Source organism: Actinomadura sp. NBRC 104425 (assembly GCF_030269545.1).
Classification (GTDB): domain Bacteria; phylum Actinomycetota; class Actinomycetes; order Streptosporangiales; family Streptosporangiaceae; genus Spirillospora; species Spirillospora keratinilytica.
On sequence record NZ_BSTN01000013.1, the window covers coordinates 39,885 to 65,480 of the forward strand.

Below are 25,596 nucleotides of genomic sequence, written 5' to 3' on the forward strand. Positions count from 1 at the left end.
CCGGACGCGCTCCGTCAGCAGATGCCGAAGGCGGGTCAGACGTTGAAGCCGAGGGCGCGCAGCTGCTCGCGGCCGTCCTCGGTGATCTTGTCGGGGCCCCACGGCGGCAGCCACACCCAGTTGATCCGCACGTCCTTGACCAGGCCGTCCAACGCGCTGGCGGCCTGGTCCTCGATGACGTCGGTGAGCGGACAGGCCGCGCTGGTCAGCGTCATGTCCAACGTGACCGTGTCCGCGTCCTGGTGGACGCCGTAGACCAGGCCGAGGTCCACGACGTTGATGCCCAGCTCGGGGTCCACGACGTCCTTGAGCGCCTCCAGGATCTCCTCCTCGGCGACGCCCCCGCCCTCGGCCGCCGGGGTGTCGGCGGCGGGCTGGGTGCCGGTGCCGGGCTTATCGCTCATGATGCCTCTCCGAGAGCTCGGGCGGTCGCGTCCTTCCACGCCATCCAGGCGAGCAGGGCGCACTTGATCCGGGCCGGGTACTGGGACACCCCGGCGAACGCGACCGCGTCCTCCAGCACGTCCTCGTCCGGTTCGCCCTGGCCGCGCGACTGCATCAGGGCCAGGAACTCGTCGCCGACGGCCATCGCCTCCTTGACCGACCGGCCGATCACCAGGTCGGTCATCACCGAGGCGCTGGCCTGGCTGATGGAGCAGCCCAAGGCGTCGTACGAGACGTCGGCGACGCGGGCGTCCTGGCCCTCGCCCTCCAGGTGCACCCGCAGCGTCACCTCGTCGCCGCACGTCGGGTTGACGTGGTGCGCCTCGCCCTCGTACGGCTCCCGCAGCCCCTTGTTGTGGGGGTTGCGGTAATGGTCCAGGATGACCTCCTGGTACATCGCCTCAAGCTGCATGGCTTCCTTTCCTTCCGGTGGACGTTCCCGCCGGGGCGGGGCGCCGGAGACGTCCCCTGGGTACAACCGGCGCGCGGCTCGGCGTCTTTGTGAAGTCAGCGCCTTCCGAAGAACTCCTGCGCCTTGCGCACCCCGTCGACCAGGGAGTCCACGTCCGCCAGAGTGTTGTACAGGTAGAAGGTCGCCCGGGTGAGGGCGGGGACGCCGTACCGGCGGCAGATCGGCCAGGCGCAGTGGTGGCCGACGCGGACCGCCACGCCCAGCTCGTCCAGCACCTGCCCGACGTCGTGCGGGTGGATGTCGTCCACGGTGAACGACACCGCCCCGCCGCGCGACTCGGTGGTGCGCGGGCCGACGACCCGCACGCCGGGGACCTCGCCCAGCCGCTCCAGCGTGTAGGCGACCAGCGCCTCCTCGTGGGCGTGCACGCGGTCCATGCCGATGCCGGTGAGGTAGTCGCAGGCCGCGGCCAGCCCGACGGCCTGCGCGGTCATCGGCACGCCCGCCTCGAAGCGCTGCGGCGGCGGCGCGAACGTGGTCTCCTCCATCCGCACCACCTCGATCATCGACCCGCCGGTGAGGAACGGGGGCATGGCCTCCAGCAGCTCGCGGCGGCCCCACAGCACGCCGATGCCGGTGGGGCCGAGCATCTTGTGCCCGGAGAAGACCAGGAAGTCGGCGCCCAGCCGGGACACGTCCACCGGCTGGTGCGGCACCGACTGCGCGCCGTCCAGCACCAGCAGCGCGCCGACCTGCCGGGCGCGCTCGGCGATCCGCTCGACCGGCGGGACGGTGCCCAGCACGTTGGACTGGTGCGTCACCGCCACCAGCTTGGTGCGCTCGTTGAGCAGCGCGTCGAGGTCGTCGAGGTCGAGCCGGCCGTCGTCGGTCAGCCCGAACCAGCGCAGCGTGGCGCCGGTGCGCCGGCACAGCTGCTGCCAGGGCACCAGGTTGGCGTGGTGCTCCATTTCGCTGACGAGGATTTCGTCGCCGGGCCCCACGCGGAACCGCTCGGCCTCGGGCCCCGCGGTGGCGGCGTTGCTCATCGCGTACGCCACCAGGTTGAGCGCCTCGGTGGCGTTCTTGGTGAACACGATCTCGCCGGGCGTCCCGCCGATGAACGAGGCGACGGTGGCGCGCGCCGACTCGTACGCCTCGGTCGCCTCCTCGGCCAGCAGGTGCGCGCCGCGGTGCGGGGCGGCGTTGCGCCGCTCGTAGAACTCCCGCTCGGCCTCCAGCACGGCGGTCGGCTTCTGCGAGGTGGCCCCCGAGTCGAGGTAGACCAGCGGCCGCCCGCCCCGCACGGTGCGCGCCAGCAGCGGGAAGTCCTTCTTGATCTCCTCGGGCAGCAGACTCATCGCGACGCGCCAGCCTTCACGTACTTCTCGTAGCCCTCGTTCTCGAGGACCTCGGCCAGTTCGGGGCCGCCCGCCTCGACGACCCGGCCACCCGCGAACACGTGCACGAAGTCGGGCTTCACGTACCGCAGGATGCGGGTGTAGTGCGTGATCAGCAGCACGCCGGTGTCGGTGCCCGCGGAGAAGCGGTTGATGCCCTCGGAGACGACCTTGAGGGCGTCGACGTCCAGACCGGAGTCGGTCTCGTCCAGCACCGCGATCTTGGGCTTGAGCATCTCCAGCTGCAGGATCTCGTGGCGCTTCTTCTCGCCGCCGGAGAAGCCCTCGTTCAGGCTGCGCTGGGCGAACGCCGGGTCGATGGACAGGTTCTGCATCGCCTGCCGCATCTCCTTGGAGAAGTCGCGCAGCTTGGGCGCCTCGCCGCGCACCGCGGTGACCGCCGAGCGCAGGAAGTTGGACACCGACACGCCCGGCACCTCGACCGGGTACTGCATCGCCAGGAACAGCCCGGCGCGGGCGCGCTCGTCGACGCTCATCGCCAGGACGTCCTCGCCGTCCAGCGTGACGGTGCCCGCGGTCACCTCGTACTTGGGGTGGCCGGCGATGGCGTAGGCGAGGGTGGACTTGCCGGAGCCGTTCGGCCCCATGATCGCGTGGGTCTCGCCGGACCGCACGGTCAGGTCGACCCCGCGCAGGATCTCCTTGGCCCCGTCGGTTCCCTCGCCGACGGAGACGTGCAGGTCGCGGATCTCAAGGGTGGCCATGTCTTCTGTGAACTCTCTGTCGTGTCCGGAGCCGGTCTCGTGGTGGCGGACGCCCGTCGCCCGGGCCGGCGGGCTATTCGTCGCCGCCGTCGAGCGAGACGTAGACGTCGCCGTCCTGCACCTTCACCCGGTACGTGGCGACCGGCTGGGTGGCGGGCGGGTTGGTGGGCTTGCCGGTGCGCAGGTCGAAGCACGAGCCGTGCAGCCAGCACTCGATCGTGCCGTCGTACACCTCGCCCTCCGACAGCGACACCTCGGCGTGCGAGCAGATGTCGTTGACGGCGAACACCTCGTCGCCGGAGCGGACCAGCGCCACCGGGGTGTCCTCGACCTCCACGGCGAGCGCCCCGTCGGCCGGGACGTCGGCGAGCGGGCAGACCTTGACGTACGGCATCACTCACCCGCCCCCTGGTCCAGCCCCTTGTCCAGTTCCTCCTCGATCGCCTCGGCGACCTTCTCGCGCACCTCGGCGACCTCGATCTTGTCGATCAGCTGGCCGAGGTACCCGCGCACCACCATGCGGCGCGCCTCGTCCCGGGGGATGCCGCGGGCTTGCAGGTAGAACAGGTGCTCGTCGTCCATCCGGCCGGACGCCGAGGCGTGCCCGGCGCCGACCACCTCGCCGGTGAGGATCTCCAGGTTGGGCACCGAGTCGACCCGGGTGCCGTCGGTCAGCACCAGGTTGCGGTTCAGCTCGTAGGTGTCGGTGCCCTCGGCCTCCGCGCGGATGATCACGTCGCCGATCCACACCGCGTGCGCGTCCTGGTCCTGCAGGGCGCCGCGGTAGTCGACGCGGCTGCGGCAGTGCGGGACGGCGTGGTCGACCAGCAGCCGGTGCTCCAGGTGCTGGCCGCCGTCGACGAAGTACACCCCGTACAGCTCGGCGTCGCCGCCGGGGCCGGTGTAGGCCACCGACGGGGAGATGCGCACCAGGTCGCCGCCCAGCGACACGTTGTGCCCGGTGAAGCGGGCGTCGCGGCCGAGCCGGGCGTGCTGGTGCGACACGTGGACGGTGTCGTCCTCCCAGTCCTGCAGGCTGATCACCGACAGGGACGCGCCGTCGCCGACCACGAACTCGACGTTGTCGGCGTAGGTGGCCGACCCGCGGTGGCTGAGCACCACGGTCGCCACGGCGAACGGCTCGACCACGACGGTGGTGTGCCCGTAGGCGGCGCCGGAGGCGTCCTCGCCGCGCAGCCGCACCACGGTCGGCGCGGACGCCACGGCCTCCTTCGGCACCGTGATCACGGTGGCGGTGTCGAACGACTCCCACGCCTGCGCGCTGACCCGGTCGGCCGGGACGTACGCCCGGCCGAGGCGCTCGTCGTCGCGGCCGACGGTCTCCACGGTCACCTCGGGCGCCGCCTCGACGTCCACGACGACCTTGCCGCCCTCGGCGGCGGTGCCGTTGTGCAGGCCGCGCAGGCGGCGCAGCGGGGTGAACCGCCACTCCTCCTCGCGCCCGGTGGGCACCTCGAAGTCGCCGACCTTGTAGGACTCCCTCTCGTGCAGGGTCGACACCGGAGTACCGGACTCCAGGCCCATCAGCCGACCGCCCCTTCCATCTGCAGCTCGATCAGCCGGTTCAGCTCCAGCGCGTACTCCATGGGCAGCTCGCGCGCGATCGGCTCGACGAACCCGCGCACGATCATCGCCATGGCCTCGTCCTCGCTCAGGCCCCGGCTCATCAGGTAGAACAGCTGGTCCTCCGACACCTTGGAGACGGTGGCCTCGTGGCCCATCTCCACGTCGTCCTCGCGCACGTCCACGTACGGGTAGGTGTCGGACCGGCTGATCTGGTCGACCAGCAGCGCGTCGCACTTGACGGTGGACTTGCTGTGCTGGGCGCCCTCCTGGATCTGCACCAGGCCCCGGTAGGAGGTGCGGCCGCCGGCGCGCGCCACCGACTTGGAGACGATGGTGGAGGAGGTGTTGGGCGCGGCGTGCACCATCTTGGCGCCCGCGTCCTGGTGCTGGCCCTCGCCGGCGAACGCGATCGACAGCGTCTCGCCCTTGGCGTGCTCGCCCAGCAGGTACACCGCCGGGTACTTCATGGTGACCTTGGAGCCGATGTTGCCGTCGATCCACTCCATGGTGGCGCCCTCGTAGGCGACGGCGCGCTTGGTGACCAGGTTGTAGACGTTGTTCGACCAGTTCTGGATGGTCGTGTAGCGGCAGCGGGCGTCCTTCTTGACGATGATCTCCACGACCGCCGAGTGCAGCGAGTCCGACTTGTAGATCGGCGCGGTGCAGCCCTCGACGTAGTGCACGTAGGCGCCCTCGTCGACGATGATCAGGGTCCGCTCGAACTGGCCCATGTTCTCGGTGTTGATCCGGAAGTAGGCCTGCAGCGGGATCTCCACGTGCACGCCCGGCGGCACGTAGATGAACGAGCCGCCCGACCACACCGCGGTGTTCAGCGCGGCGAACTTGTTGTCGCCGGCGGGGATCACCGAGCCGAAGTACTCCTGGAAGATCTCCGGGTGCTCGCGCAGCCCGGTGTCGGTGTCCAGGAAGATGACGCCCTTCTCCTCGAGGTCCTCGCGGATCTTGTGGTAGACCACCTCGGACTCGTACTGGGCCGCCACGCCGGCGATCAGCCGCTGCTTCTCGGCCTCGGGGATGCCCAGCTTGTCGTAGGTGTTCTTGATGTCGGCGGGCAGTTCCTCCCAGCTCGCCGCCTGCTTCTCGGTGGAGCGGACGAAGTACTTGATGTTGTCGAAGTCGATGTCGGACAGATCCGAACCCCAGGTGGGCATCGGCTTTTTGGAGAACAGCCGCAGCCCCTTGAGGCGCAGGTCCAGCATCCAGTCGGGCTCGCCCTTCTTGGCCGAGATGTCGTGCACGACCTCCTCGTTCAGGCCGCGGCGCGCCGACGCGCCGGCCGTGTCGGGGTCGGCCCAACCGAACTTGTACCGATCGAGCCCTTCCAGCTCGGGGTGGGCTGCCGTGGTCATAGGGAGGTCCTCCCGGACTCCTCGTCACTGGTCAGATTCATTTCGGGGGAGCCACTCCCCGCGTCCGCCGCCGGAGACGGCGAGCCCTGCGGCCGCCCGGAGGGCGACACGCCGGCCTCCTCGCACAGGGACCGCGGACTCACGTGGGTGGTGCAGATGCCGTCGCCGTGGGCGATCGTCGCCAGGCGCTGGACGGGCGTGCCCAGCAGGCGGCTGAACGCCTCGGTCTCGGCCTCGCACAGCTGCGGAAACTCCGCCGCCACGTGCGCGACGGGGCAGTGGTGCTGGCACAGCTGCTCGCCGCCGCCGGGGCGGGGCGCCTCGGCCGCGGCCGCCGCGTACCCGTCGCCCGACAGCGCCTCGGCCAGCTTGCGGACCCGCTGGTGGGGCGGGGCCGCCTGCACGACCGGGTGGTAGCGCCGCTCCAGGTCGGCGATCTGCCGGCGGGCGAACTCGGCCACCGCGCGGTCGCCGTTCTTCTCGGCCAGGAAGCGCAGGGCCGCGGTCGCCAGGTCGTCGTAGGCGTGCACGAACGCGCTGCGCCCGGCGTCGGTGATGGCGAACCACTTGGCCGGGCGGCCGCGCCCGCGCCGCGCCTGCGGCCGGGCCCGGCGGATTTCGATCATCCCCTCGGCGAGCAGCGCGTCCAGGTGCCGCCGGATGGCGGCGGGCGTGAGGCCCACCTGTTCGCCCAGCGCGGAGGCGGTGATCGGACCGTGCTCGAGGATCAGCCGCGCCACCCGGGCGCGGGTGTCGCGCTCGGCCGTGCCGTGCCGCTCCTCCGCCCCGATGGCGTGGCCAGGCGACGGCACGCCGGACCGCGCGCCCGCGGTCTGCGTCCTCGTCGGTTCCCCGCTCACGTTTTTCACAACATCAGTGTGCCGTAATTCCTTCCCCGCGACCAACCGGATCTCGATGTCATAGGTCACGCAGGTAAGGCTTACCTAAGAAGTGCGTCGGCGGCGGGTCCCCTCACCGTTTTCGGTTTTCCGTTCCGCCACATCCGACACGAGTGTCACACTGATCGGTGTCACACTGATCGGAAATGGCCGCGGTATTGCGGATCAGCGGCGGAAGCGGCCGGACGAGGCGCGCCTGCGCCCGCCCGCGGCCTCGAACGCCGCGACGGCGACGGCGGTGGCGGCAAAGCCCAGCACCACCAGGGCGCCCGCCGCCACGACCGGGACCAGCCCCCGCCCCCGGTCCGGCAGGACGGCCTCGCCCGGCTCGTGGCCGCCGAAGGTCGCCAGCCGCTGGACGTAGTCCGGGTCCTCGGCGGCGGTCAGCTCGGCGAGCTCCCTGAGGATCCGCCACTCCGACGGCGACAGCGCCATGTCTTCCCCGCAACGCGAACTTGCAGGTAAACAGCCAGTTTATTGACCCTTATCCGGCCTTTGACCAGCCGGCCCGGGTGGCGGCGGCGACGGGCCGCGAGCGGAGGGGAGCCGGCGGGGCGGGGGCCGTTTCCGGGGCACCGGGCACGGCCGCGCCGGGGGCCGGACCTAAACTCGACTCCATGGCTTCCCCCCAAGGCGACGCGCTGGAGCTGGACGGCCTGGTCAAACGCTACGGCCGGACCGTCGCGGTGGACGGCCTGTCGCTGCGTGCCGCGCGGGGGGCCGTCACCGCGCTGCTCGGCCCCAACGGAGCGGGCAAGACCACCACGATCGAGATCTGCGAGGGGTTCCGCCGCGCCGACGCGGGAACGGTCCACGTGCTGGGGCTCGACCCGGTCGCCGACGCGCGCGCGTTGAAGCCGCGGGTCGGGGTGATGCCGCAGTCCGGCGGCGTGCCCGGCACGGCCCGCGCGGGCGAGTTCCTGCGCCTGGTCGCCTCCTTCCACACCCGTCCGCTCGACCCGGGCGCCCTGCTCGACCGGCTCGGGCTGGCCGCGCACGCACGCACCCCGTTCCGGCGCCTGTCGGGCGGGCAGCAGCAGCGGCTGTCGCTGGCGGTGGCCGTGGTGGGCCGTCCCGAGCTGGTGTTCCTCGACGAGCCGACCACCGGCCTGGACCCGCAGGCCCGGCACGCCACCTGGGAGCTGGTCGAGGGGCTGCGCGCCGCCGGGGTGTCGATCGTGCTGACCACGCACCACATGGAGGAGGCCGAGCGGCTGGCCGACCACGTCGTCATCGTCGACCACGGCCGCGTCGTGGCCGAGGGCAGCCCGGCCGAGCTGACCGGCGCCGAGCGGCAGCTGCGCTTCCGCGCGCGCCCCGGCCTTGGCCTGGAGGAGCTGCTGGCGGCGCTGCCGCCGGGCACCGCCGCCAAGGAGTCGCCCGCCGGGCACTACCTGATCGAGGGGGAGGTCAGCCCCGAACTGCTGGCCACCGTCACCGCCTGGTGCGCCTCCCACGGCGTCATGACCGAGGACCTGCGCATCGAGCGGCGCACGCTGGAGGACGTCTTCCTGGAGCTGACCGGACGGGAGCTGCGGTCATGACCCCGGCCCACGAGACCGCCCACGGGACCTCCCGCGAGAGCACGGGGCACGGCGCCCTCGACCTGGCCCCCGCCCCCGGCGCCGCGCCCGTCCCGCGCATGGTCCTCGCGCAGACCGGCTACGAGCTGCGGACCCTGCTGCGCAACGGCGAGCAGCTGCTGCTCACGCTGATCATCCCGGTGGTGCTGCTGACGCTGTTCGGCGCCACCTCCCTGCTCGACCTCGGCCCGGGGCCGCGGGTGGACTTCCTGACGCCCGGCATCCTGGCCCTGGCGGTGATGTCCACCGCGTTCACCGGCCAGGCCATCGGCACCGGGTTCGAGCGGCGCTACGGCGTCCTCAAGCGGCTCGGCGCCACCCCGCTGCCGCGGTCCGGGCTGATCGCCGCCAAGACCCTCACCGTGGTCGCGGTGGAGGTGCTGCAGGCGGCGGTGATCTGCTCGGTCGCCGCGGCCATGGGCTGGCGGCCGCACGGCGACCCGCTGTCGGTGCTGGCGCTGGTGCTGCTGGGCACCGCCGCGTTCAGCGGCTTCGGGCTGCTCATGGCCGGGACGCTGCGCGCCGAGGCCACCCTCGCCGCCGCCAACCTCGTCTACATCCTGCTGCTCGCGGTGGGCGGCGTGGTGTTCCCCCTGGACGACCTGCCCGCGGGAATACGCGACGCGCTGCAACTGCTGCCGATCTCGGCACTGGCCGAGGGGCTGCGCGACGTCCTGCGCGACGGCGCGGCGCTCCCCGGCGGCCCGCTGCTGGTCCTGGCGGTGTGGACGGCCGCCGGCCTTGCCCTGGCCGCCCGCTTCTTCCGATGGGAGTGATCCGTGGCGCTCGCTGAGTCCCCCGGCTCGTACGAACGTCCCGGCGGGTTCGCGGCACGCGCGCGCCTGCTGTCGCCGGCCGCGGTGCCGCCGCCCGCGCTGATCCTGCTGGGCATCCTGTCGGTGCAGGTGGGCGCGGGGCTGGCCAAGCACATGTTCGACCGGCTGCCCCCGGCCGCGGTGGTGTCGCTGCGGCTGCTCACCTCCGCGGTGGTGCTGGGGATCGTCACGCGCGGGGCGCTGCGGGAGGCGCTGCGCGCCCGGTCCCGGCGCGACTGGGCGGTGGTGGCGGGGTTCGGGCTGACGCTGGCGCTGATGAACTTCTCCATCTACCAGTCGTTTGCCCGCATCCCGCTGGGCGTGGCGGTGACCACCGAGTTCCTCGGGCCGCTGGCGGTGGCCATCTGGGGGTCGCGGCGGCCGCGCGACGCGGTGTGGGCGGTGCTGGCCTTCACCGGCGTGCTGATGCTGGCGCGCGGCGGCGAGATCGACCCGGTCGGCGTCGCGTACGCGCTGCTGGCCGGGGCGTGCTGGGCGGCCTACATCCTGCTGACCGCGGCGACCGGGCGGCGGTTCCCCGGCTCGACGGGCCTGGCCGCGGCCAGCATCATCGGCACCGCCGCGATCATCCCCGCGGGGGCCGCGACGGGCGGCGCGGCGCTGCTCGACCCGCAGCTGCTGCTGTTCGGCCTGGGCGTGGGCCTGCTGTCGTCGGTGATCCCCTACAGCCTGGAGATGGAGGCGCTGCGGCGCATGCCCGCCCGGGTGTTCGGCATCCTGATGAGCCTGGAGCCCGCCGTGGCCGCGCTGATCGGGGTGGTGCTGCTCGGCGAGGTGCTGTCGGGCCGCCAGTGGGCGGCGATCGGCTGCGTCATCGTCGCCTGCGTCGGCGCCACCCGCGACCGCGAGAAGCCCGCCTGATCGACCGTCCGCGGGACCGGCCGCGGGCGGTGGCGGGACGGCGCAGGCCCGTGAAAGGATCATTCTCAGGACGAACCGGAAAGGAGCCGCCGTGACCGGCCGCGCCGACGAGCAGGGACTGCCGCCCGAGTTCTTCGAGGCGGGAACGGCGTCGTTCGTCGACTTCCTGCGCGTCCACTCCCCCGAGCTGCTGCCCGTCAACCGCCTGGCCGAAACCGGCCTGCACGGCGCCCCGCCGGACCTGCCGCACGGCACCACCGTGCTGGCGGTGGTCTACGACGGCGGCGTGATGATGGCCGGCGACCGCCGCGCCACCCGCGGCCACGAGATCGCCTACCGCGAGCTGGACAAGGTGCAGCGGGCCGACGAGTACTCGATCGTCGCGTTCGCGGGCACCGTCGGGCTGGCGATGGAGATGGTGCGGCTGTTCCAGGTCGAGCTGGAGCACTACGAGAAGATGGAGCTGTCGCGGCTGTCGCCGGCGGGCAAGGCCCGTCGGCTCGGCGCCGTCGTGCAGGCCAACCTCGCCCAGGCGATGCAGGGCCTGGCGGTGGTGCCGCTGTTCGCCGGCTACGACCCCGACGAGGACCGCGGCCGCATCTTCACCTACGACATCACCGGCTCCCCGCAGGAGGCCCGCGACTTCCACGCCGAGGGGTCGGGTTCCCCGTCCGCCCGCGGCGCGCTCAAGAAGCTCTACCGGCCCGGCCTGAACGAGCGGGACGCCGCCGCGGTGTGCGTGCACGCGCTCTACGACGCCGCCGACGACGACACCGCCACCGGCGGCCCCGACCGGCAGCGGCGCATCTACCCGACGATCGCGGTCGCCACCGCCGACGGCTTCCGCGCCCTGTCCGAGGACGAGGTCGCCGAGATCGTCGAAGAGGTCGTGCAGGGCCGCTTCGAGCGCCCCGACGGGCCGGTCGCCCCGCTGCGCTGACCCCGGCGGCGCCGGGCTCCGGCGGCCCGGCGGGGCGGCGGTACCCGCCGTACCCGGCTCCTAGACTGCCGCTATGGCACGGGCGAACGACGAGGCGGCGGAGCTGATCCAGGAGCTGGCGGATCTGCTGTCCATCACCGGGGGCGACGCCTACAAGATCCGCGCCTACGAGAAGGCGGCGCGGGCGATCGCAGGCTACCCCGAGGACATCTCCGGGCTCGACCTGGCCGGGCTCAAGAAGATCCCCACCGTCGGCGACGCGATCGCCCGCAAGCTGCTCGACTACCTGGCCACCGGCACCATCCGGCAGGTCGAGGAGCTGCGCGCGCAGATACCGGCGGGGGTGCGGGCGCTGACCGCGATCCCAACGCTCGGGCCGAAGAAGGCCATGGCGGTGCACGAGGCGCTCGGCGTCTCCTCGGTGCCCGAGCTGGCCGAGGCGATCCGCCAGGGCCGGCTGCGCGGCCTGCGGGGCTTCGGCGCCAAGACCGAGGTGAACATCCTGCACGGCATCGAGCTGATGCGGCAGGCGGGCGGGCGCGTCCTGATCGACGTGGCGGCCGACCTCGCCGAGGAGGTCGTGGCGGAACTGTCGCGGGTCGCCGGGTGCGTGCGCTGCACCTACGCCGGGTCGCTGCGCCGCATGCGCGAGACGATCGGCGACGTGGACGTCCTGGCCGCCTCCGCCGACCCGGGCCCGCTGATGGAGGCGTTCACCGCGCTGCCGTTCGTCACCGAGGTGATCGCGCGCGGCGCGAAGAAGACCTCCGTGCGCACCGCCAGGGGCCTGCAGGTCGACCTGCGCGTCGTCCCGCCCGAGTCGTGGGGCGCCGCGCTGCAGTATTTCACCGGCTCCCAGGCGCACAACATCCGCACCCGCGAGATCGCCGTCCGCGCCGGGCTGAAGTTGTCGGAGTACGGGCTGTTCGACGCCGACACCGGGGAGCTGATCGTCTCCGAGACCGAGGAGGAGGTCTACCGGCGGCTCGGCCTGCCGTGGATCCCGCCGCCGCTGCGCGAGGACGGCGGCGAGATCGAGGCCGCGCCGGCCGGGGAGCTGCCCCGCCTGGTCACCGTGGAGGACCTGCGGGGCGATCTGCACAGCCACACCGACCTGACCGACGGCACCGCGTCCCTGGCGGACATGGTCGCCGCGGCCGCCGGCCGCGGCCTGGAGTACTACGCCGTCACCGACCACGCGCCCAACCTGTTCATGCAGCGCATGACCGACGAGAAGGCGCTGGCCCAGCGCGCGGAGGTCCGCGCCCTGCAACAGCGCCACCCCGGGCTGACGCTGCTGCACGGCACCGAGCTCAACATCGACCCCGACGGCGGCGTCGACTGGGACGCCGGTTTCCTCGCCGGCTTCGACGTCTGCGTGGCGTCGGTGCACTCGCACTTCACCCAGGACCGGGCCGCGATGACCCGCCGCCTGGTCCGGGCCTGCGAGAACCCGCACGTGCACGTGATCGGCCACCCCACCGCTCGCCTGATCGGCAGGCGGCCGCCCGTCGACGCCGACTGGGACGAGGTGTTCCGGGCCGCCGCCCGCACCGGCACGGCGCTGGAGATCGACGCCTTCCCCGACCGGCTGGACCTGCCCGCCGACCTGATCCGCCGCGCCAAGCGCTTCGGCGTGAAGTTCGCCGTCAACACCGACGCCCACGCGGTCGGCCACCACCGCAACATCCGCTACGCCGTGGGCACCGCCCAGCGCGGCTGGCTCACCCCCGACGACGTCATCAACACCTGGCCCCTCGACCGCCTGCGCGCCTTCCTCCGCAAGGCCTGACGGCGCGCCGGGGGCCGGCAGGTCAGGCGGGCTGGGGGGCCGTGTTCCGGGGCGGAGAGGGCGCCGCGGCGGGCAGCGGGCCGCGGTCGCGCATGGACAGCAGGATGCGGAGCACGGCGATCCACATCAGCGACGCGACGAGCATGTGCAGCACCACCAGCGGCGCCGGCACCCCCAGGAAGTACTGGACGTAGCCGAGCACGCCCTGCCCCAGCTCCAGCGCGAACAGCCCCAGGGTGCGGCGGCGCACGTCGCGGGGCGCGTCCGTCCGGTGCAGGGCGGCCAGCAGCGCGACGGTGAGCGCGACGGTGGTCCACGCCAGCAGGCTGTGCACGCGGGCGACGTCCTCGATGTTGAAGCCGAAGCGGCGGGAGTCGGCGTCGCCGGCGTGCGGGCCGGTGCCGGTGACGACGGTGCCCGCGACCAGCACGGCGCCGGTGGCGGCGACCAGCGCCTGCGCGAGGCGGCGGACGGCCGGGCCGACCAGGGCGCGCGGCGGCGCGTCGCCCTCCCCGGCGCGCACCCACAGCGCCACGCAGAAGATCAGCAGCGCGGGCGAGAGCAGGAAGTGCAGCGACACCGACGCGGGGTGCAGCTCGGTCAGCACCACGATGCCGCCGATGACCGCCTGGGCGACCACGCTCAGCGGCTGGGCGGCGGCCAGCAGCACCAGGTCGCGGCGGCGGGGCGCCAGCCGCAGGGCCGCGACGAACACCAGCAGGCCCAGGCCCAGCACCACGAAGGTCAGCATCCGGTTGCCGAACTCGATGGCCATGTTGACGCCCGGGTGCTCGGGATTGTGCGTGGGCACGAGGCTGTCGCCGGTGCACCTGGGCCACTCGGGGCACCCCAGCCCCGACTCGGTGACCCGCACGGCACCGCCGGTGGCGATGATCCCCGCGTTGCCGATCACGCTGAGCAGGGCGAGCAGCCGCAGCGACGCGGGGGTGGGACGCCACACGGCGTCGCGCACTCTGGTGACAAGGGACAGCACTTCGTCGGCCACGCATTCATCGTATTGGCGGCCCGCCGTGACCCGGATCCGCCCCCGCGGTAGCCGCCAGGGGGCCATGTCAGGGGCCGTGTCAGGGGCCGTGTCAGGGGCCGTAGGGGTTGCGCGGCGGCATGAACCCGGACGGGCCCCGCGGCGCCCACGGCGGCGCGGCGGACGGCGGCGTCCGCAGGAACGCCTGGCGGGCCAGCGCCATCAGGTTCAGCAGCGCGTCGCGGCGCACAGCGAACCACCGGGGGTCGGCGACGCCGCGTTCGACGCGCTTGTGCAGCAGCGCCAGCTCGGTGGCGGCCAGCTGGTAGTCGGCCATGGCGCGGGCCGCACCGGGGCCGCCGACCATCCGGGCCCAGCGGCGGGCGATCCGGCGGGACGCCATGGACCGCAGCATCTGCACGTCCTGCGGCGTGACCAGCCCGGTGCCGGCGTACATCGGCAGGTAGGCCTCGATGCGGCGGACGGTGCCGCGGCGGTCCACCAGCACGAGGCCGACCAGCACGAGCAGCACGCAGAAGTCCAGCACGTACACCACGGCCAGCCCGCCCAGCCCGAACGTGGTGGCGCCGTTCCACAGCCCGTGCAGCAGCATCGCGCCGCACAGGCCGATCAGCGGGACCACGATGCGGCCGCGGCGGTGGGTGGCGGCGTAGGCGACGCCGAGGCCGGTCATCGAGGTGAACAGCGGGTGGCTGAGCGGCGCGACGATGCCGCGCAGCACGAACACGGCGCCGAGCTGGTGCGCGCCGCCCTCGTCGAAGGCCCGCATGTAGTAGGTGACGTTCTCCATCATCGCGAACCCGAGGCCGACCATGCCCGCGTAGATCAGCCCGTCGGCGATGCCGTCGATCTCGTTGCGGCGGAACCACAGCAGGCCGAACAGCACCGAGCCCTTGAGGGTCTCCTCGATCAGCGGGGCGCCCACCACTGCGCTGACGAGGTGCCCCTCGGCCTCGCCGAACACCGGCACGGTGACGTAGACCATGCCGATCGTGTTGAGGACCAGCGCGCCGAGCACGGCCACCCCGGCGCCCCACATGAAGGAGAAGACCAGCGTGCGCGGCGGCTCGGGCTCCAGCCGGTCCAGCATGAGCATCAGCGCGATCAGCAGCGGGATCGGCAGGATCGCCAGGACCAGCCCGGTCCAGAAGCCGGGCCCGCCGTACAGGGCGGAGACGCCCAGTGCGGCCAGGGCGCACAGCGAGGAGGCGGTGAGCCCGGTGATCAGCCCGATCGGCGGGCGCCCGGGAATGCGTCCCTCCAGGACCGCCTTGGGGTCTACGCGTGCCATGTCGCGAGCGTAACCGGCTGGTCGGCCGGGTGGTGAGCGGGCGTCGCCCGCGGCGGCGGGCTCAGTGCAGCAGCGGGTCTACCGCGACGGCGGTGAACAGCAGCGCCAGGTACACGTTCGACAGGTGGAAGAAGCGCATGGGGCGCAGGTGCACGCCCGTGACACCCGCGCGGACGGCCTTGAGCAGGCGGTGCCCCTCGGCCAGGAACACCAGGCCGAGCACGACGGCCACCCCGCCGTACACCGGCCCCATGCCCGCGACGGGCCACAGCAGCAGCGAGCACGCGACGGTGGCGTAGGTGTAGACGAGGGACTCGACGACGACGCGCCGTTCGCCCGCGACGACCGGCAGCATCGGCACCTTGGCGACCGCGTAGTCCTCGCGGTAGCGCATGGCCAGCGTCCAGGTGTGCGGGGGCGTCCACAGGAACACCACGCCGAACAGCACGAAGGGCGTCCAGGCCAGCTCGCCGGTGATCGCGGTCCAGCCGATCAGCACCGGCATGCAGCCGGCGATGCCGCCCCACACGACGTTCTGCGCGGTGCGCCGCTTGAGCAGCAGCGAGTACACGAAGATGTAGAACAGGATCGCGAACGCCGCCCCCGCCGCCGAGACCGCGTTGACGGTGAGCAGGAAGCCGACCGTGGACGCCACGGCCAGGGCGATGCCGAAGACGAGCGCCTCGGTGGGGGTCACCTGCGCGCGGGCCAGCGGGCGGCGGCGCGTGCGGCGCATCTTGGCGTCGATGTCGCGGTCGATGTAGCAGTTGATGGCGTTGGCGGCGGCGGCGGCCAGGGTGCCGAACGCCAGCGTCGCCAGCACGGTGCCCAGCGGCGGGACTCCCCCGGAGGCCAGGAACATCACCGGAATGGTGGTGATCAGGAGCAGTTCGATGATGCGGGGCTTGGTCAACGCCACGTAGGCCCGCAGCAGCTCGGGCAGCGGGCGCCGCCCGGCCGCGGCCTGCGCGGCCGGTGGAAGCGCGGGCGCCTCGGGGGCCATCCCGGTCGGTATCTCGTCGGCGAGGTCGACCGCGTACTTGTTACTGAGCACCGTCACAATCGGTCCACGTTCAGCTAGGCATAGGAGATTCGCGTACCACCTCGGCGGCGCCCCCGCGTTTTGGGTCGCACCTCGGTTCGGTGAAACGACCGCGGCCGCTCGGAGCGACCGCGCCATCACTGTAGTCCGCCCCCCGCGGGGGTCACGCACCGGGTCGCCGGACGCGCCGCCGCCGAGGGGCGGGTCCGGCGGGGCCGCAGAGGACGCGGGGGCCTGTCTGTGGGACTCGTCGTCCCCCTGGAGTTCACCCGGGCGGGGGGTTAGGGCCATAGGCGATCGGGCAAGGGTGGTCAAGGCGGCACGCCCCCGCCGCCTGCCCGCACGTCAATGGAGACGGGACGGCGGTCCGCTAGGCTCGGACCAGGCGAAGCATGATCTTCACCGGCCACGGCGGGACGACGTCCGAGGACGGCCGAGCGACATCGCGCCCCGCGCGCGACCGCAGGCCGGGCGAGGGGTCCGCGCCGGGCGGGAAGAACACGCGGGCCGGGCCACGTTGCGCCTAGGGGCGGGGCGAGCGCGGCGGCGCCGCGCACATCGCACACGACAATCCGAGACAGTGGTTCGAGAGGAGCCTGGCGTTCCGTGACTGGGGACAGCAGCACCTTTGAATGGTCCGACCTGGACCGGCGGGCCGTGGACGTGATCCGCGCCCTCGCCATGGACGCGGTGGAGGAAGCGGGTTCCGGTCACCCGGGCACGGCCATGAGTCTGGCTCCCGCCGCCTACCTGCTCTTCCAGCGCTTCCTGCGGCACGACCCCACCGACCCCGCGTGGCCCGGGCGCGACCGGTTCGTGCTCTCCTGCGGGCACTCCAGCCTGACCCTGTACATCCAGCTGTACCTGTCGGGCTACCCGCTGACGCTGGAGGAGCTGAAGGCGCTGCGCAAGTGGGGCAGCCTCACCCCCGGCCACCCCGAGTACGGGCACACCGCGGGCGTGGAGACCACCACCGGGCCGCTGGGGCAGGGCATCGCCAACGCGGTCGGCATGGCGATGGCGGCGCGCCGCGAGCGCGGCCTGTTCGACCCCGACGCCGACCCGGGCACCTCCCCGTTCGACCACACCATCTGGGCGATCTGCTCCGACGGCGACATCGAGGAGGGCATCAGCCACGAGGCCAGCGCCCTGGCCGGGCACCAGAAGCTGGGCAACCTGGTCGTCATCTACGACGACAACCACATCTCGATCGAGGACGACACCGCGATCGCGCTGTCGGAGGACGTGCGCGCCCGGTACGCCGCCTACGGCTGGGACGTGCACCACGTCGACTGGACCGAGGGCGGCGACTACCACGAGAACGTCGAGGCGCTGGCCGCCGCGCTGGAGGCCGCGCGTGCCGAGACCAGCCGCCCCTCGTTCATCGCGCTGCGCACCATCATCGGCTGGCCCGCCCCCAACAAGCAGAACACCGGCAAGATCCACGGCGCGGCGCTGGGCGCCGACGAGGTCGCGGCGACCAAGCGCGTCCTCGGCCTGGACCCGGACAAGACGTTCGACGTGCCGGCCGACGTGCTGGCGCACGCCCGCCAGGTCGTCGACCGGGGCCGCGCGCTGCACGCGCAGTGGACCAAGTCGTTCAAGGCGTGGCGGCAGGACAACCCCGAGCGCGCCGCCGAGTTCGACCGGCTCGCCGAGCGGCGCCTGCCCGACGGCTGGACCAAGGCGCTGCCGGAGTTCGAGGCGGGCAAGGAGCTGGCCACCCGCGCCGCGTCCGGGCAGGTCCTCAACGCGCTGGCGCCGGTGCTGCCGGAGCTGTGGGGCGGCTCGGCGGACCTGGCCGAGAGCAACAACACCACGATGAAGGGCGAGCCGTCGTTCATCCCGGAGGAGTTCCAGACCAAGGAGTTCCCCGGGCACCGGTACGGCCGCACCCTGCACTTCGGGGTGCGCGAGCACGCGATGGGCGCGATCCTCAACGGCATCGCGCTGCACGGCGGCACCCGCCCGTACGGCGGCACGTTCCTGGTGTTCAGCGACTACATGCGTCCGGCGGTGCGGCTGGCGGCGCTGATGAAGCTGCCGGTGACGTACGTGTGGACGCACGACTCCATCGGCCTGGGCGAGGACGGCCCGACGCACCAGCCGGTGGAGCACCTGTGGGCGCTGCGCGCGATCCCCGGGCTGGACGTGGTGCGCCCCGCCGACGCCAACGAGACCGCGGTGGCCTGGCGCACGATCCTGCAGCACACCGACCGCCCGACGGGGCTGTGCCTGACCCGGCAGAAGGTGCCGACGTTCGAGCGCGGCAACGGGCTGGCGTCGGCCGAGGGCACCGCCAAGGGCGGGTACGTGCTGGCCGAGGCCGAGGTCGACGGCGGGCGGCCGCAGGTGATCCTGATCGCGACGGGCAGCGAGGTGCAGCTGGCGCTGGAGGCCCGGGAGATCCTGGAGGGCGAGGGCACCCCGACGCGCGTGGTGTCCATGCCGTGCGTGGAGTGGTTCGAGGCGCAGGACGACGCCTACAAGCAGCAGGTGCTGCCGCCGGCGGTGCGGGCCCGGGTGTCGGTGGAGGCCGGCGCGGCGCTGGGCTGGCGCACCTACATCGGGGACGCGGGCGAGTCGGTGAGCCTGGAGCACTTCGGCGCCTCGGCCGACCACAAGACGCTGTTCCAGCAGTTCGGGCTGACCGCCGAGCGGGTGGTGGCCGCGGCCAGGGCCAGCCTGATCAAGGCGCATGCGGAGGGCGCCGGGCGTGGTGAGACCACCGGCAACTGAGCGCCGTACCCCCGATCGCGACCCCGAGCAGGAGGAACCATGAGTGAGACGTTGAAGCGGCTGTCCGCCGAGGGCGTGTCGGTCTGGCTCGACGACATCAGCCGGGAGCGGCTGCGCACCGGCAACCTGGAGCAGCTGGTCCGGGAGAGGAACGTGGTGGGGGTGACCTCCAACCCCACGATCTTCGCCAAGGCGCTCAGCAAGGGCTCGGCCTACGACGAGCAGGTCCGCGACCTGGCGGTGCGGGGCGTGGACGTCGAGGAGGCGGTCCGCGCCATCACCACCTACGACATCCGGTGGGGCTGCGACGTGCTGCGCCCGGTGTACGACCGCACCGAGGGCCTGGACGGCCGGGTCTCCATCGAGGTCGATCCGCGGCTGGCCCGCGAGACCGAGAAGACGGTCGCCGAGGCGCGGGCGCTGTGGTGGATGGTGGACCGGCCCAACCTGCTGATCAAGATCCCGGCGACCGTGGAGGGGCTGCCCGCGATCACCGCGGCGCTGGCCGAGGGCATCAGCGTGAACGTCACACTGATCTTCTCGCTGGAGCGGTACGGGCAGGTCATCGACGCGTTCTTGGCCGGGCTGGAGCAGGCCCGGGCGAACGGGCTCGACCTGTCGAAGATCGCCTCGGTGGCGTCGTTCTTCGTCAGCCGGGTGGACACCGAGATCGACAAGCGGCTCGACAAGATCGGCTCGGAGGAGGCGGCGAAGCTGCGCTCCAAGGCGGGCGTGGCCAACGCCCGGCTGGCGTACGCGCTGTACGAGGAGAAGTTCGGCTCCGACCGGTGGCAGGCGCTCAAGGACGCCGGGGCGCGTCCGCAGCGTCCGCTGTGGGCGTCGACCGGCGTGAAGGACCCGAACCTGCCCGACACGCTGTACGTGGACGAGCTGATCGCGCCCGGGACGGTCAACACCATGCCGGAGGCCACGCTGGAGGCCACCGCCGACCACGCCGAGGTGCGCGGCAACACCGTCCAGGGCGCCTACGACGAGGCGCGGGCGCACATGCAGGCGCTCAAGGACGTCGGCGTCGACTACGACGACGTGGTGCGCGTGCTGGAGGACGAGGGCGTGGAGAAGTTCGAGGCGTCCTGGAGCGAGCTGCTCGGCACGATCCGCCGCGAGCTGGAGGACAAGGCGGCCGACGGGGGCGGCGCGTGACGCCGGGGAGCGGCGGTCGCGCCTGCTGTAGCCACACCGGTGGCCGGCCGGGCGGCCGGTCCGGGAGGTGCCGGCGGTGACCGCGGTGGTGACCGCGGGCGGTGTCTCGGTCACCATCCGGGGCGCCGTCGTCGACGAGAGCGAGACGATCCTGTCCCGCCTGGTCTCCGACGGCGTGCCGCGCTCCCTGACCTCGGGGCATGCGGGCCTGTGGGGCCCGGACGCGGCGCCGGAGGCGTCCCGGCGGCTGGGGTGGCTGCGGCTGCCCGAGCGGTCGCGGGCGCTTCCGGCGCGGCTGGCCGAACTGGCCGGTGCGGCCCGCGACGCGGGGCTGGACCGGGTGGTGCTGGTGGGCGCGGGGGGCGCCGCGCCGGCACCGGAGGTGATCGCCCGCACCTGCGGCGTCCCGCTGACCGTGCTGGACACCACCGATCCGCTGGAGGTGGGCCGGACGCTGGACGGCGACCCGCGGCGCACGCTGGTGGTGGTCGCCGACCCGTCGGGCGGCGACGCGCAGACCGACGCGCTGCGCCGAGTGTTCGAGGCCGCGTTCGCAGAGGCCGGGCTGGCCGGCGCCGACCTGGCGCGGCACTTCGTGGTCGTCACCGATCCCGGTTCGCCGCTGGCGGAGGCGGCGGGCGCGGCCGGGTACCGGCTGCTGCCCGCGCCCGGCGACGTCGGCGGCCGGTACGCGGCGCTGTCGGCGCTCGGGCTGGCGCCCGCGGCGCTGGCGGGCGCGGATGTGGCCGGGCTGCTGGACGAGGCGGCGGCGCTGCTGCCGGTGCTGGCGCAGCCCTACGACAACCCGGCGCTGGCGCTGGGCGCCGTGCTCGGCGCATCGGCGCCGGCCGGCCGGGACAAGCTGGCGATCGCCGACGGCGGGTCCGGCCCGCGCGGCCTGGGCGGCTGGATCGAGCATCTGGTCGCCGAGTCGACCGGCAAGGACGGCCGGGGCGTGCTGCCGGTGGTGGTCGAGGGCGTGGACGCGCCCGGGTTCGAGCCCGCCGAGGATGTGCGGCGGGTGGTGCTGGGGGCCCGCCCCGGCGATGCGGCGACGCACGGCCCGTTCGCGGAGGATGCGGCGCTCAGCGTGTCCGGGCCGCTGGGCGCTCAGTTCCTGCTGTGGCAGTACGCGACGGCGGTGGCGTGCCGGGTGCTGGGCGTCAACCCGTTCGACCAGCCGGACGTGCGGGCGTCCGAGCGCAACACCGCGGCGCTGCTGCGCGCCGAGGAGGGCCTGGCCCCCACCGTGATCAGCCGGGTGCCGGCGCTGGTGTGCGGCGAGGTGGAGGTGCACGCCCCCGAGGAGCTGGTGCGGGGCGCCACCGACCTGACCGGCGTGCTGGAGGCCCTGCTGGAGGCGGTGCCCGACGGCGGCTACCTGGCCGTCATGGCGTACCTGGACCGGGAGGGCGACGCCGCTGCGGCGGATCTGCGCGGGCTGCTGGCGGCGCGCGGCGCGGCGATCCGCAAGCGCCCGGCCCCGGTCACGTTCGGGTGGGGGCCGCGGCTGCTGCACACGACCGGCCAATACCACAAGGGCGGGCCGCAGAACGGGGTGTTCTTGCAGCTCACCGGGGAGGCCTCGCGCGACGTGGCGGTGCCGGGCCGGCCGTACAGCCTGCGGGAGCTGCAACTGGCCCAGGCGTTCGGCGACCTGCGGGCGCTGCGGTCGGTGGGCCGCCCGGCGGTGCGGCTGCACCTGCGCGACCGGGCGGCGGGCGTCGCCCGCCTCGCCGCGGCGCTCACCGGCTGAACGTGTCCGGAGATCCGGGACTGGGTCGCGAATGCCTGTTCTCTCCTGAAACGATAGGGCGTCGGGAGGAACGGTGTCCGGATTCGACGTACTGACGCGGGGCGAGGTGCTGGACGCGGCGCTGCAGGCGCGCGACTACCTCGTCAGCTGCGGGGTGCCCGGCGCGCTGGCCGCCAAGGATCCCAGGCTGTGGGGCCGCCGCGCGGTCGACCACAGCCGGCTGGGCTGGCTCGACCTGCCCGTGGCCTCCCGCGGCCTGCTCAACCAGATCGAACCGCTGGTCACCGAGGCGCGCTACTCCGGCCTGGACCACGTCGTGCTGATCGGCGTGGGGGCCGACGCGCTGCCCGCGCAGGCGATCGTCGAGGCGCACTCCCCCGCCGGGCTGCCGGTGGCGGCCGCCGGTTCCGCGGCGGCCTCTCCGGCGGCCTCTTCGGCGGCCTCTTCGGGGGCCTCTTCGGGGGCGCGGCCGGACGCGCCGGGCGGACTGACCGTGCTGGACGGCGGGGACACCGCCCCGCTCGGCTACGCCCTGGACCGGCTCGACCGGACGCTGGTGGTGCTGGCCAGCAAGCCGGGGGTGTCCATCGAGGGGGACGCCTACCGGCGGATCTTCATGGCGGCGTTCCGCGAGCACGGTCTGTCCGAACGCGAGATCGCCTCCCGGTTCCTGGTGATCACCGACCACGGCAGCCCGCTGCACGACTTCGCCCGCCAGTGCGGCTACCGCATCGGGCTGACCGACCCGTACCTGCCCGGCCACTACGGGGCGCTGTCGGCCTACGGGCTGGTGCCCGCGCTGCTGGCCGGGGCGGACGCCTACCGGGTCCTGGACGAGGCGGCGACCGTGGCGGCGTCGCTGGGGCGCGACGAGGACAACCCGGGCCTGCTGCTGGGGGCGATCCTGGGCGGCTGCGCGCAGCGCGGCGTCGAGGGCGGCCCGCGCGACAAGGTGATGCTGCGCGAGCCCGGCGGCCCGACCGCGCTGAGCGCCTGGATCGCGCAGCTGCTGGCGGTGGCGACGGGCAAGCGCGGCCGCGGCATCCTGGCGTTCGACCCGTCCGGCGGGCCGGGCGAGCGGCCGGACGTGCACAGCATCGCGATCAATCCGCGGGCGGAGGGGTCGTCGGAGAGCGACACCTCGCTGTGGGCGCCGCTGGGCGCGCAGTTCCTGCTGTGGGAGTACGCCACGGCGGTGGCGGGCTGGCTGATGGGCGTGAACCCGTTCGAGCCGGGCAGCCTGGTGGTGCAGGAGGCCGAGGACGACGCGGCGACGATGCTGCAGGCGGCGGGTACGGGCCCGCTGCTGACCGGCGACCCGGCGTTCGTCGACGGCGGGATCGAGGTGCACACCGACGTGCCGTCGCTGGGCGGGTCGCGGCTGGAGGGGGTGCTGGACGCGCTGCTGGCGCACATGCCGGTGAACGGGTACGTGTCGGTCGCCACGTACGTGTCGGGCGACCTGTCCGGCCGGTACCTGGCGCCCGCGCTGGCGCGGCGCAGCGGCCGCCCCGTCCTGTACGGGCAGGGGCCGGCGTACCCGCACGCCACCGGCCCGGTGCACAAGGACGGGCCGGGCGGCGGCGCGTTCCTGATCGTCACCGGGGAGCCGGCGCCGGGCGACCCGCTGGCCGACCATCCGGTGCCCGGCCGCCCGTACGGGCTGGCCAAGCTGCGGTTGGCGCGGGCGCTGGCGGAGGTGCGGGCACTGCGGCAGCGGGGCCTGCCGGTCGTCCGGCTGCACCTGCGCGACCCGGTGGAGGGCGCGGCGCGGCTGATCGAGGCGGTGCGCGCGGCGCCGGGGGTGCGGACCGGCGTGCGCGCCCGCGGAGCGGCCCGCGTCGCGGGAGGCGACGGGCGGGCGGGACGGACGGGGCCGTGACCGAGTACACCCCGGTCGTGTCGGGCGGGGTCACCGTCACCGCGCGCGATCCGGTGCGCCAGCACGCGCGGCGGGTCATGGGGCGGCTGTGGATCGACCAGGTCCCGGTCCGGCTGGCCTCGGAGGATTGCACGCTGTGGCCGTCGGCGGCCGCCGCCGAGGCGGAGGGGCGGGCGCTGTGTTGGCCCGGGCAGCCGGGCGCGGCGCGCGCCCTGCTCGGCCGGGTGGCGCAGCTGCGGGCCCGGGCGCACAACGCGGGCCTCACGGAGGTGGCGCTGCTGGGCGGCGGCCCGCCGGCCCGCGCCGCCGACGTGATCGTGCGCCGGTGGCTGGCCGAGCGGGAGCCGCCCGGGCGGCCGCCGGAGGGCGGCGGCCCGCTGACGGTGTTCGACAGCGCCGACCCGGGGCCTGTGGCGCGGCTGGCGGCCGACCGCGGGCGGCTCGGCCGCACCCTGGTCGTCGCCACCGGGGACGACCCCGGCACCGACGCCCTGTGCGGGGCGTTCACGGCCCTGTTCGGGGAGCTGGGGCTGTCGGCGGCCGAGACGGCGCGGCGGTTCGTGACGGTCGCGCCTGCCGGGAGCAGGTCCGCCAAGCTGGCCGCGGAGGCGGGCCACGCGGTGGTCGAGGCCCCGTCGCCCACGGTGTTCGGGGCGCTGTCGCCGTACGCGCTGGTGCCCGCGGGGCTGGCCGGGGCGGACGTGGCGGCGGTGCTGGACGCGGCGACCGCGGTGCTGCCCGCCCTGACCCGTCCGGAGAACAATCCGGGCCTGGTGCTGGGCGCGATCCTGGGCGGCACGGCGCGCGCGGGCCGCGGCACGGTCGTGCTGGGCGGCTACTCGGCCGCTCCTCAGGAGCTGGCCGACTGGATCGCTCCCATGCTGGCCGGGGCGACGCACGGGCGGCTGCTTCCGGTGGTGCAGCACGGCGGCCTGCCGGTGCTGCCCGACGACGACCTGTTCCTGGTGACCATGGACGGGCGGCCGCGGCAGGACGACGTCACGGTGTCCGGACCGCTCGCCGCGCAGCTGGTGGTGTGGGAGTACGCGGCGGCCGTGGCCGGGCACCTGCTGGGCGAGGACCCGCTGGCCCGCCCCGCCGATCCGGACCCCGCCGATCCGGACCCCGCCGATCCGGACCCCGCCGAGCCGGACCCCGCCGAGCCGGACCCCGCCGACGAGCCGGTCTTCGTCGACGGGCACGGGGACGCGGCCGTGGCGGCGCACACCGCCGACCCCGACCTGGCCGCCTGCGCCGACCTGCCCGCCCTGCTGGACGCGCTGGCCTGGCGGGTCGCCGACGACGGGCACCTGGCGATCGTCGCCTTCTGCGACCCCGACCCGCGGCGGGGGCAGGGCGCCCAGGTCAGGCGGCTGGCCGGGCTGCTGGCCGCGCGCACGTCCCGGCCGGTGACGGTGACCTGGGGCCGCCGGCTCCCGGCGACCGGGAATGATCGCCGCGAGCGGGGTGTCTACCTGATGCTGACCGGAAACGCCGCGCGAGACGTGCCGGTCGCCGGACGGCACCGCGGGCTGGGCGCCGCGCAGTCGGCGCGGGCGTCGGCCGTGGCGCGGGCGGCGCGCCGCGGCGGCCGCCCGGTGGTCCGGTTGCATCTGCAGGACCGCAGGTCGGGCCTGGCCCGGCTGCTCGAACTCGCCCGGGGAGGGGCATGAGCTCGTCCTGGCCGAGCACAGGTACACCGAGCGCAGGTGCACCGAGCGCACGGACCGGGAGCGCACGTACCACGACACGCAAGCCGACATCCGACCCGACATTTGACCGAACACGACGGCCCGCGCACGGGGGATCCCGGGGAACGCGCGCGGCCACGGGAGATAGCAGGATGAATCAGTGGGCAGGAACGGTCCAC

At 73.9% G+C, this 25,596-nt stretch carries 22 protein-coding genes; 10 read left to right on the top strand and 12 right to left on the bottom strand.

What is annotated here, in order from left to right:
• Positions 1-35: 35 nt before the first annotated feature.
• The 9 genes from QSK22_RS20135 to QSK22_RS20175 all read right to left on the bottom strand — a co-directional run bounded on the left by QSK22_RS20135 (position 36) and on the right by QSK22_RS20175 (position 7,269).
• Positions 36-404 (bottom strand): metal-sulfur cluster assembly factor, encoded by a 369-nt coding sequence (locus QSK22_RS20135; protein WP_285495795.1) that lies wholly within the window; start codon positions 402-404, stop codon positions 36-38.
• The gene (sufU, locus tag QSK22_RS20140; RefSeq protein ID WP_285495796.1) at positions 401-856 is read right to left on the bottom strand and encodes a Fe-S cluster assembly sulfur transfer protein SufU; all 456 of its coding nucleotides are present in this window, start codon (positions 854-856) and stop codon (positions 401-403) included. The genes QSK22_RS20135 and sufU overlap by 4 nt, the downstream gene beginning before the upstream one ends.
• 95 nt (positions 857-951) lie before the next feature.
• Positions 952-2,214, bottom strand: coding sequence for a cysteine desulfurase (locus QSK22_RS20145; protein ID WP_285495797.1), 1,263 nt, complete (start codon positions 2,212-2,214; stop codon positions 952-954).
• Positions 2,211-2,978 (bottom strand): Fe-S cluster assembly ATPase SufC, encoded by a 768-nt coding sequence (gene sufC / locus QSK22_RS20150; protein ID WP_285495798.1) that lies wholly within the window; start codon positions 2,976-2,978, stop codon positions 2,211-2,213. The genes QSK22_RS20145 and sufC overlap by 4 nt, the downstream gene beginning before the upstream one ends.
• Before the next feature lie 73 nt (positions 2,979-3,051).
• Positions 3,052-3,372, bottom strand: a complete 321-nt coding sequence (locus QSK22_RS20155) for a bifunctional 3-phenylpropionate/cinnamic acid dioxygenase ferredoxin subunit (protein ID WP_285495799.1) — start codon at positions 3,370-3,372, stop codon at positions 3,052-3,054.
• Complete coding sequence (gene sufD / locus QSK22_RS20160; RefSeq protein ID WP_285495800.1) at positions 3,372-4,523, bottom strand: Fe-S cluster assembly protein SufD; 1,152 nt, start codon at positions 4,521-4,523, stop codon at positions 3,372-3,374. The genes QSK22_RS20155 and sufD overlap by 1 nt, the downstream gene beginning before the upstream one ends.
• Complete coding sequence (gene sufB / locus QSK22_RS20165; RefSeq protein WP_285495801.1) at positions 4,523-5,935, bottom strand: Fe-S cluster assembly protein SufB; 1,413 nt, start codon at positions 5,933-5,935, stop codon at positions 4,523-4,525. The genes sufD and sufB overlap by 1 nt, the downstream gene beginning before the upstream one ends.
• Positions 5,932-6,795: a helix-turn-helix transcriptional regulator gene (locus QSK22_RS20170; RefSeq protein WP_502872341.1), complete on the bottom strand. Its 864-nt coding sequence runs from the start codon at positions 6,793-6,795 to the stop codon at positions 5,932-5,934. The genes sufB and QSK22_RS20170 overlap by 4 nt, the downstream gene beginning before the upstream one ends.
• 204 nt (positions 6,796-6,999) lie before the next feature.
• A complete protein-coding gene (locus tag QSK22_RS20175; protein WP_285495802.1) occupies positions 7,000-7,269 on the bottom strand; it encodes a DUF3040 domain-containing protein in 270 nt (89 codons plus the stop codon).
• 182 nt (positions 7,270-7,451) lie between these two features.
• Between QSK22_RS20175 and QSK22_RS20180 the strand changes: the two genes are divergently transcribed.
• The 5 genes from QSK22_RS20180 to polX all read left to right on the top strand — a co-directional run bounded on the left by QSK22_RS20180 (position 7,452) and on the right by polX (position 12,846).
• The gene (locus tag QSK22_RS20180) at positions 7,452-8,378 is read left to right on the top strand and encodes an ABC transporter ATP-binding protein (protein ID WP_285495803.1); all 927 of its coding nucleotides are present in this window, start codon (positions 7,452-7,454) and stop codon (positions 8,376-8,378) included.
• Positions 8,375-9,193: an ABC transporter permease gene (locus tag QSK22_RS20185; RefSeq protein ID WP_285495804.1), complete on the top strand. Its 819-nt coding sequence runs from the start codon at positions 8,375-8,377 to the stop codon at positions 9,191-9,193. The genes QSK22_RS20180 and QSK22_RS20185 overlap by 4 nt, the downstream gene beginning before the upstream one ends.
• Positions 9,194-9,196: 3 nt before the next feature.
• On the top strand, positions 9,197-10,114 hold the full coding sequence (locus QSK22_RS20190; protein ID WP_285495805.1) for an EamA family transporter: 918 nt from the start codon (positions 9,197-9,199) through the stop codon (positions 10,112-10,114).
• A gap of 91 nt (positions 10,115-10,205) precedes the next feature.
• The gene (prcB, locus tag QSK22_RS20195; protein ID WP_285495806.1) at positions 10,206-11,054 is read left to right on the top strand and encodes a proteasome subunit beta; all 849 of its coding nucleotides are present in this window, start codon (positions 10,206-10,208) and stop codon (positions 11,052-11,054) included.
• A gap of 73 nt (positions 11,055-11,127) precedes the next feature.
• Positions 11,128-12,846, top strand: coding sequence for a DNA polymerase/3'-5' exonuclease PolX (polX, locus tag QSK22_RS20200; protein ID WP_285495807.1), 1,719 nt, complete (start codon positions 11,128-11,130; stop codon positions 12,844-12,846).
• 22 nt (positions 12,847-12,868) lie between these two features.
• On the opposite strand, the gene QSK22_RS20205 is transcribed toward polX, so the two are convergent.
• The 3 genes from QSK22_RS20205 to QSK22_RS20215 all read right to left on the bottom strand — a co-directional run bounded on the left by QSK22_RS20205 (position 12,869) and on the right by QSK22_RS20215 (position 16,146).
• The gene (locus QSK22_RS20205) at positions 12,869-13,852 is read right to left on the bottom strand and encodes a COX15/CtaA family protein (protein WP_285495808.1); all 984 of its coding nucleotides are present in this window, start codon (positions 13,850-13,852) and stop codon (positions 12,869-12,871) included.
• 91 nt (positions 13,853-13,943) lie between these two features.
• Positions 13,944-15,143, bottom strand: coding sequence for a PrsW family intramembrane metalloprotease (locus QSK22_RS20210; RefSeq protein WP_285495809.1), 1,200 nt, complete (start codon positions 15,141-15,143; stop codon positions 13,944-13,946).
• A gap of 61 nt (positions 15,144-15,204) precedes the next feature.
• A complete protein-coding gene (locus QSK22_RS20215) occupies positions 15,205-16,146 on the bottom strand; it encodes a heme o synthase (protein ID WP_285495925.1) in 942 nt (313 codons plus the stop codon).
• A gap of 645 nt (positions 16,147-16,791) precedes the next feature.
• Here QSK22_RS20215 and tkt point away from each other — a divergent pair.
• From tkt to QSK22_RS20240, 5 genes are all read left to right on the top strand, one after another.
• Positions 16,792-18,924 carry a transketolase gene (tkt, locus tag QSK22_RS20220; RefSeq protein WP_285495810.1) on the top strand — a complete coding sequence of 711 codons (2,133 nt, stop codon included), beginning with the start codon at positions 16,792-16,794 and terminating at the stop codon, positions 18,922-18,924.
• A gap of 39 nt (positions 18,925-18,963) precedes the next feature.
• Positions 18,964-20,088, top strand: a complete 1,125-nt coding sequence (tal, locus tag QSK22_RS20225) for a transaldolase (protein WP_285495811.1) — start codon at positions 18,964-18,966, stop codon at positions 20,086-20,088.
• Positions 20,089-20,164: 76 nt separating this feature from the next.
• Positions 20,165-21,844 (top strand): glucose-6-phosphate isomerase, encoded by a 1,680-nt coding sequence (locus tag QSK22_RS20230; RefSeq protein ID WP_285495812.1) that lies wholly within the window; start codon positions 20,165-20,167, stop codon positions 21,842-21,844.
• Between the two features lie 73 nt (positions 21,845-21,917).
• Positions 21,918-23,726: a phosphoheptose isomerase gene (locus QSK22_RS20235; protein WP_285495813.1), complete on the top strand. Its 1,809-nt coding sequence runs from the start codon at positions 21,918-21,920 to the stop codon at positions 23,724-23,726.
• A complete protein-coding gene (locus QSK22_RS20240) occupies positions 23,723-25,399 on the top strand; it encodes a glucose-6-phosphate isomerase (protein WP_285495814.1) in 1,677 nt (558 codons plus the stop codon). Before QSK22_RS20235 ends, QSK22_RS20240 begins: the two co-directional genes overlap by 4 nt.
• Positions 25,400-25,596 lie beyond the last annotated feature (197 nt).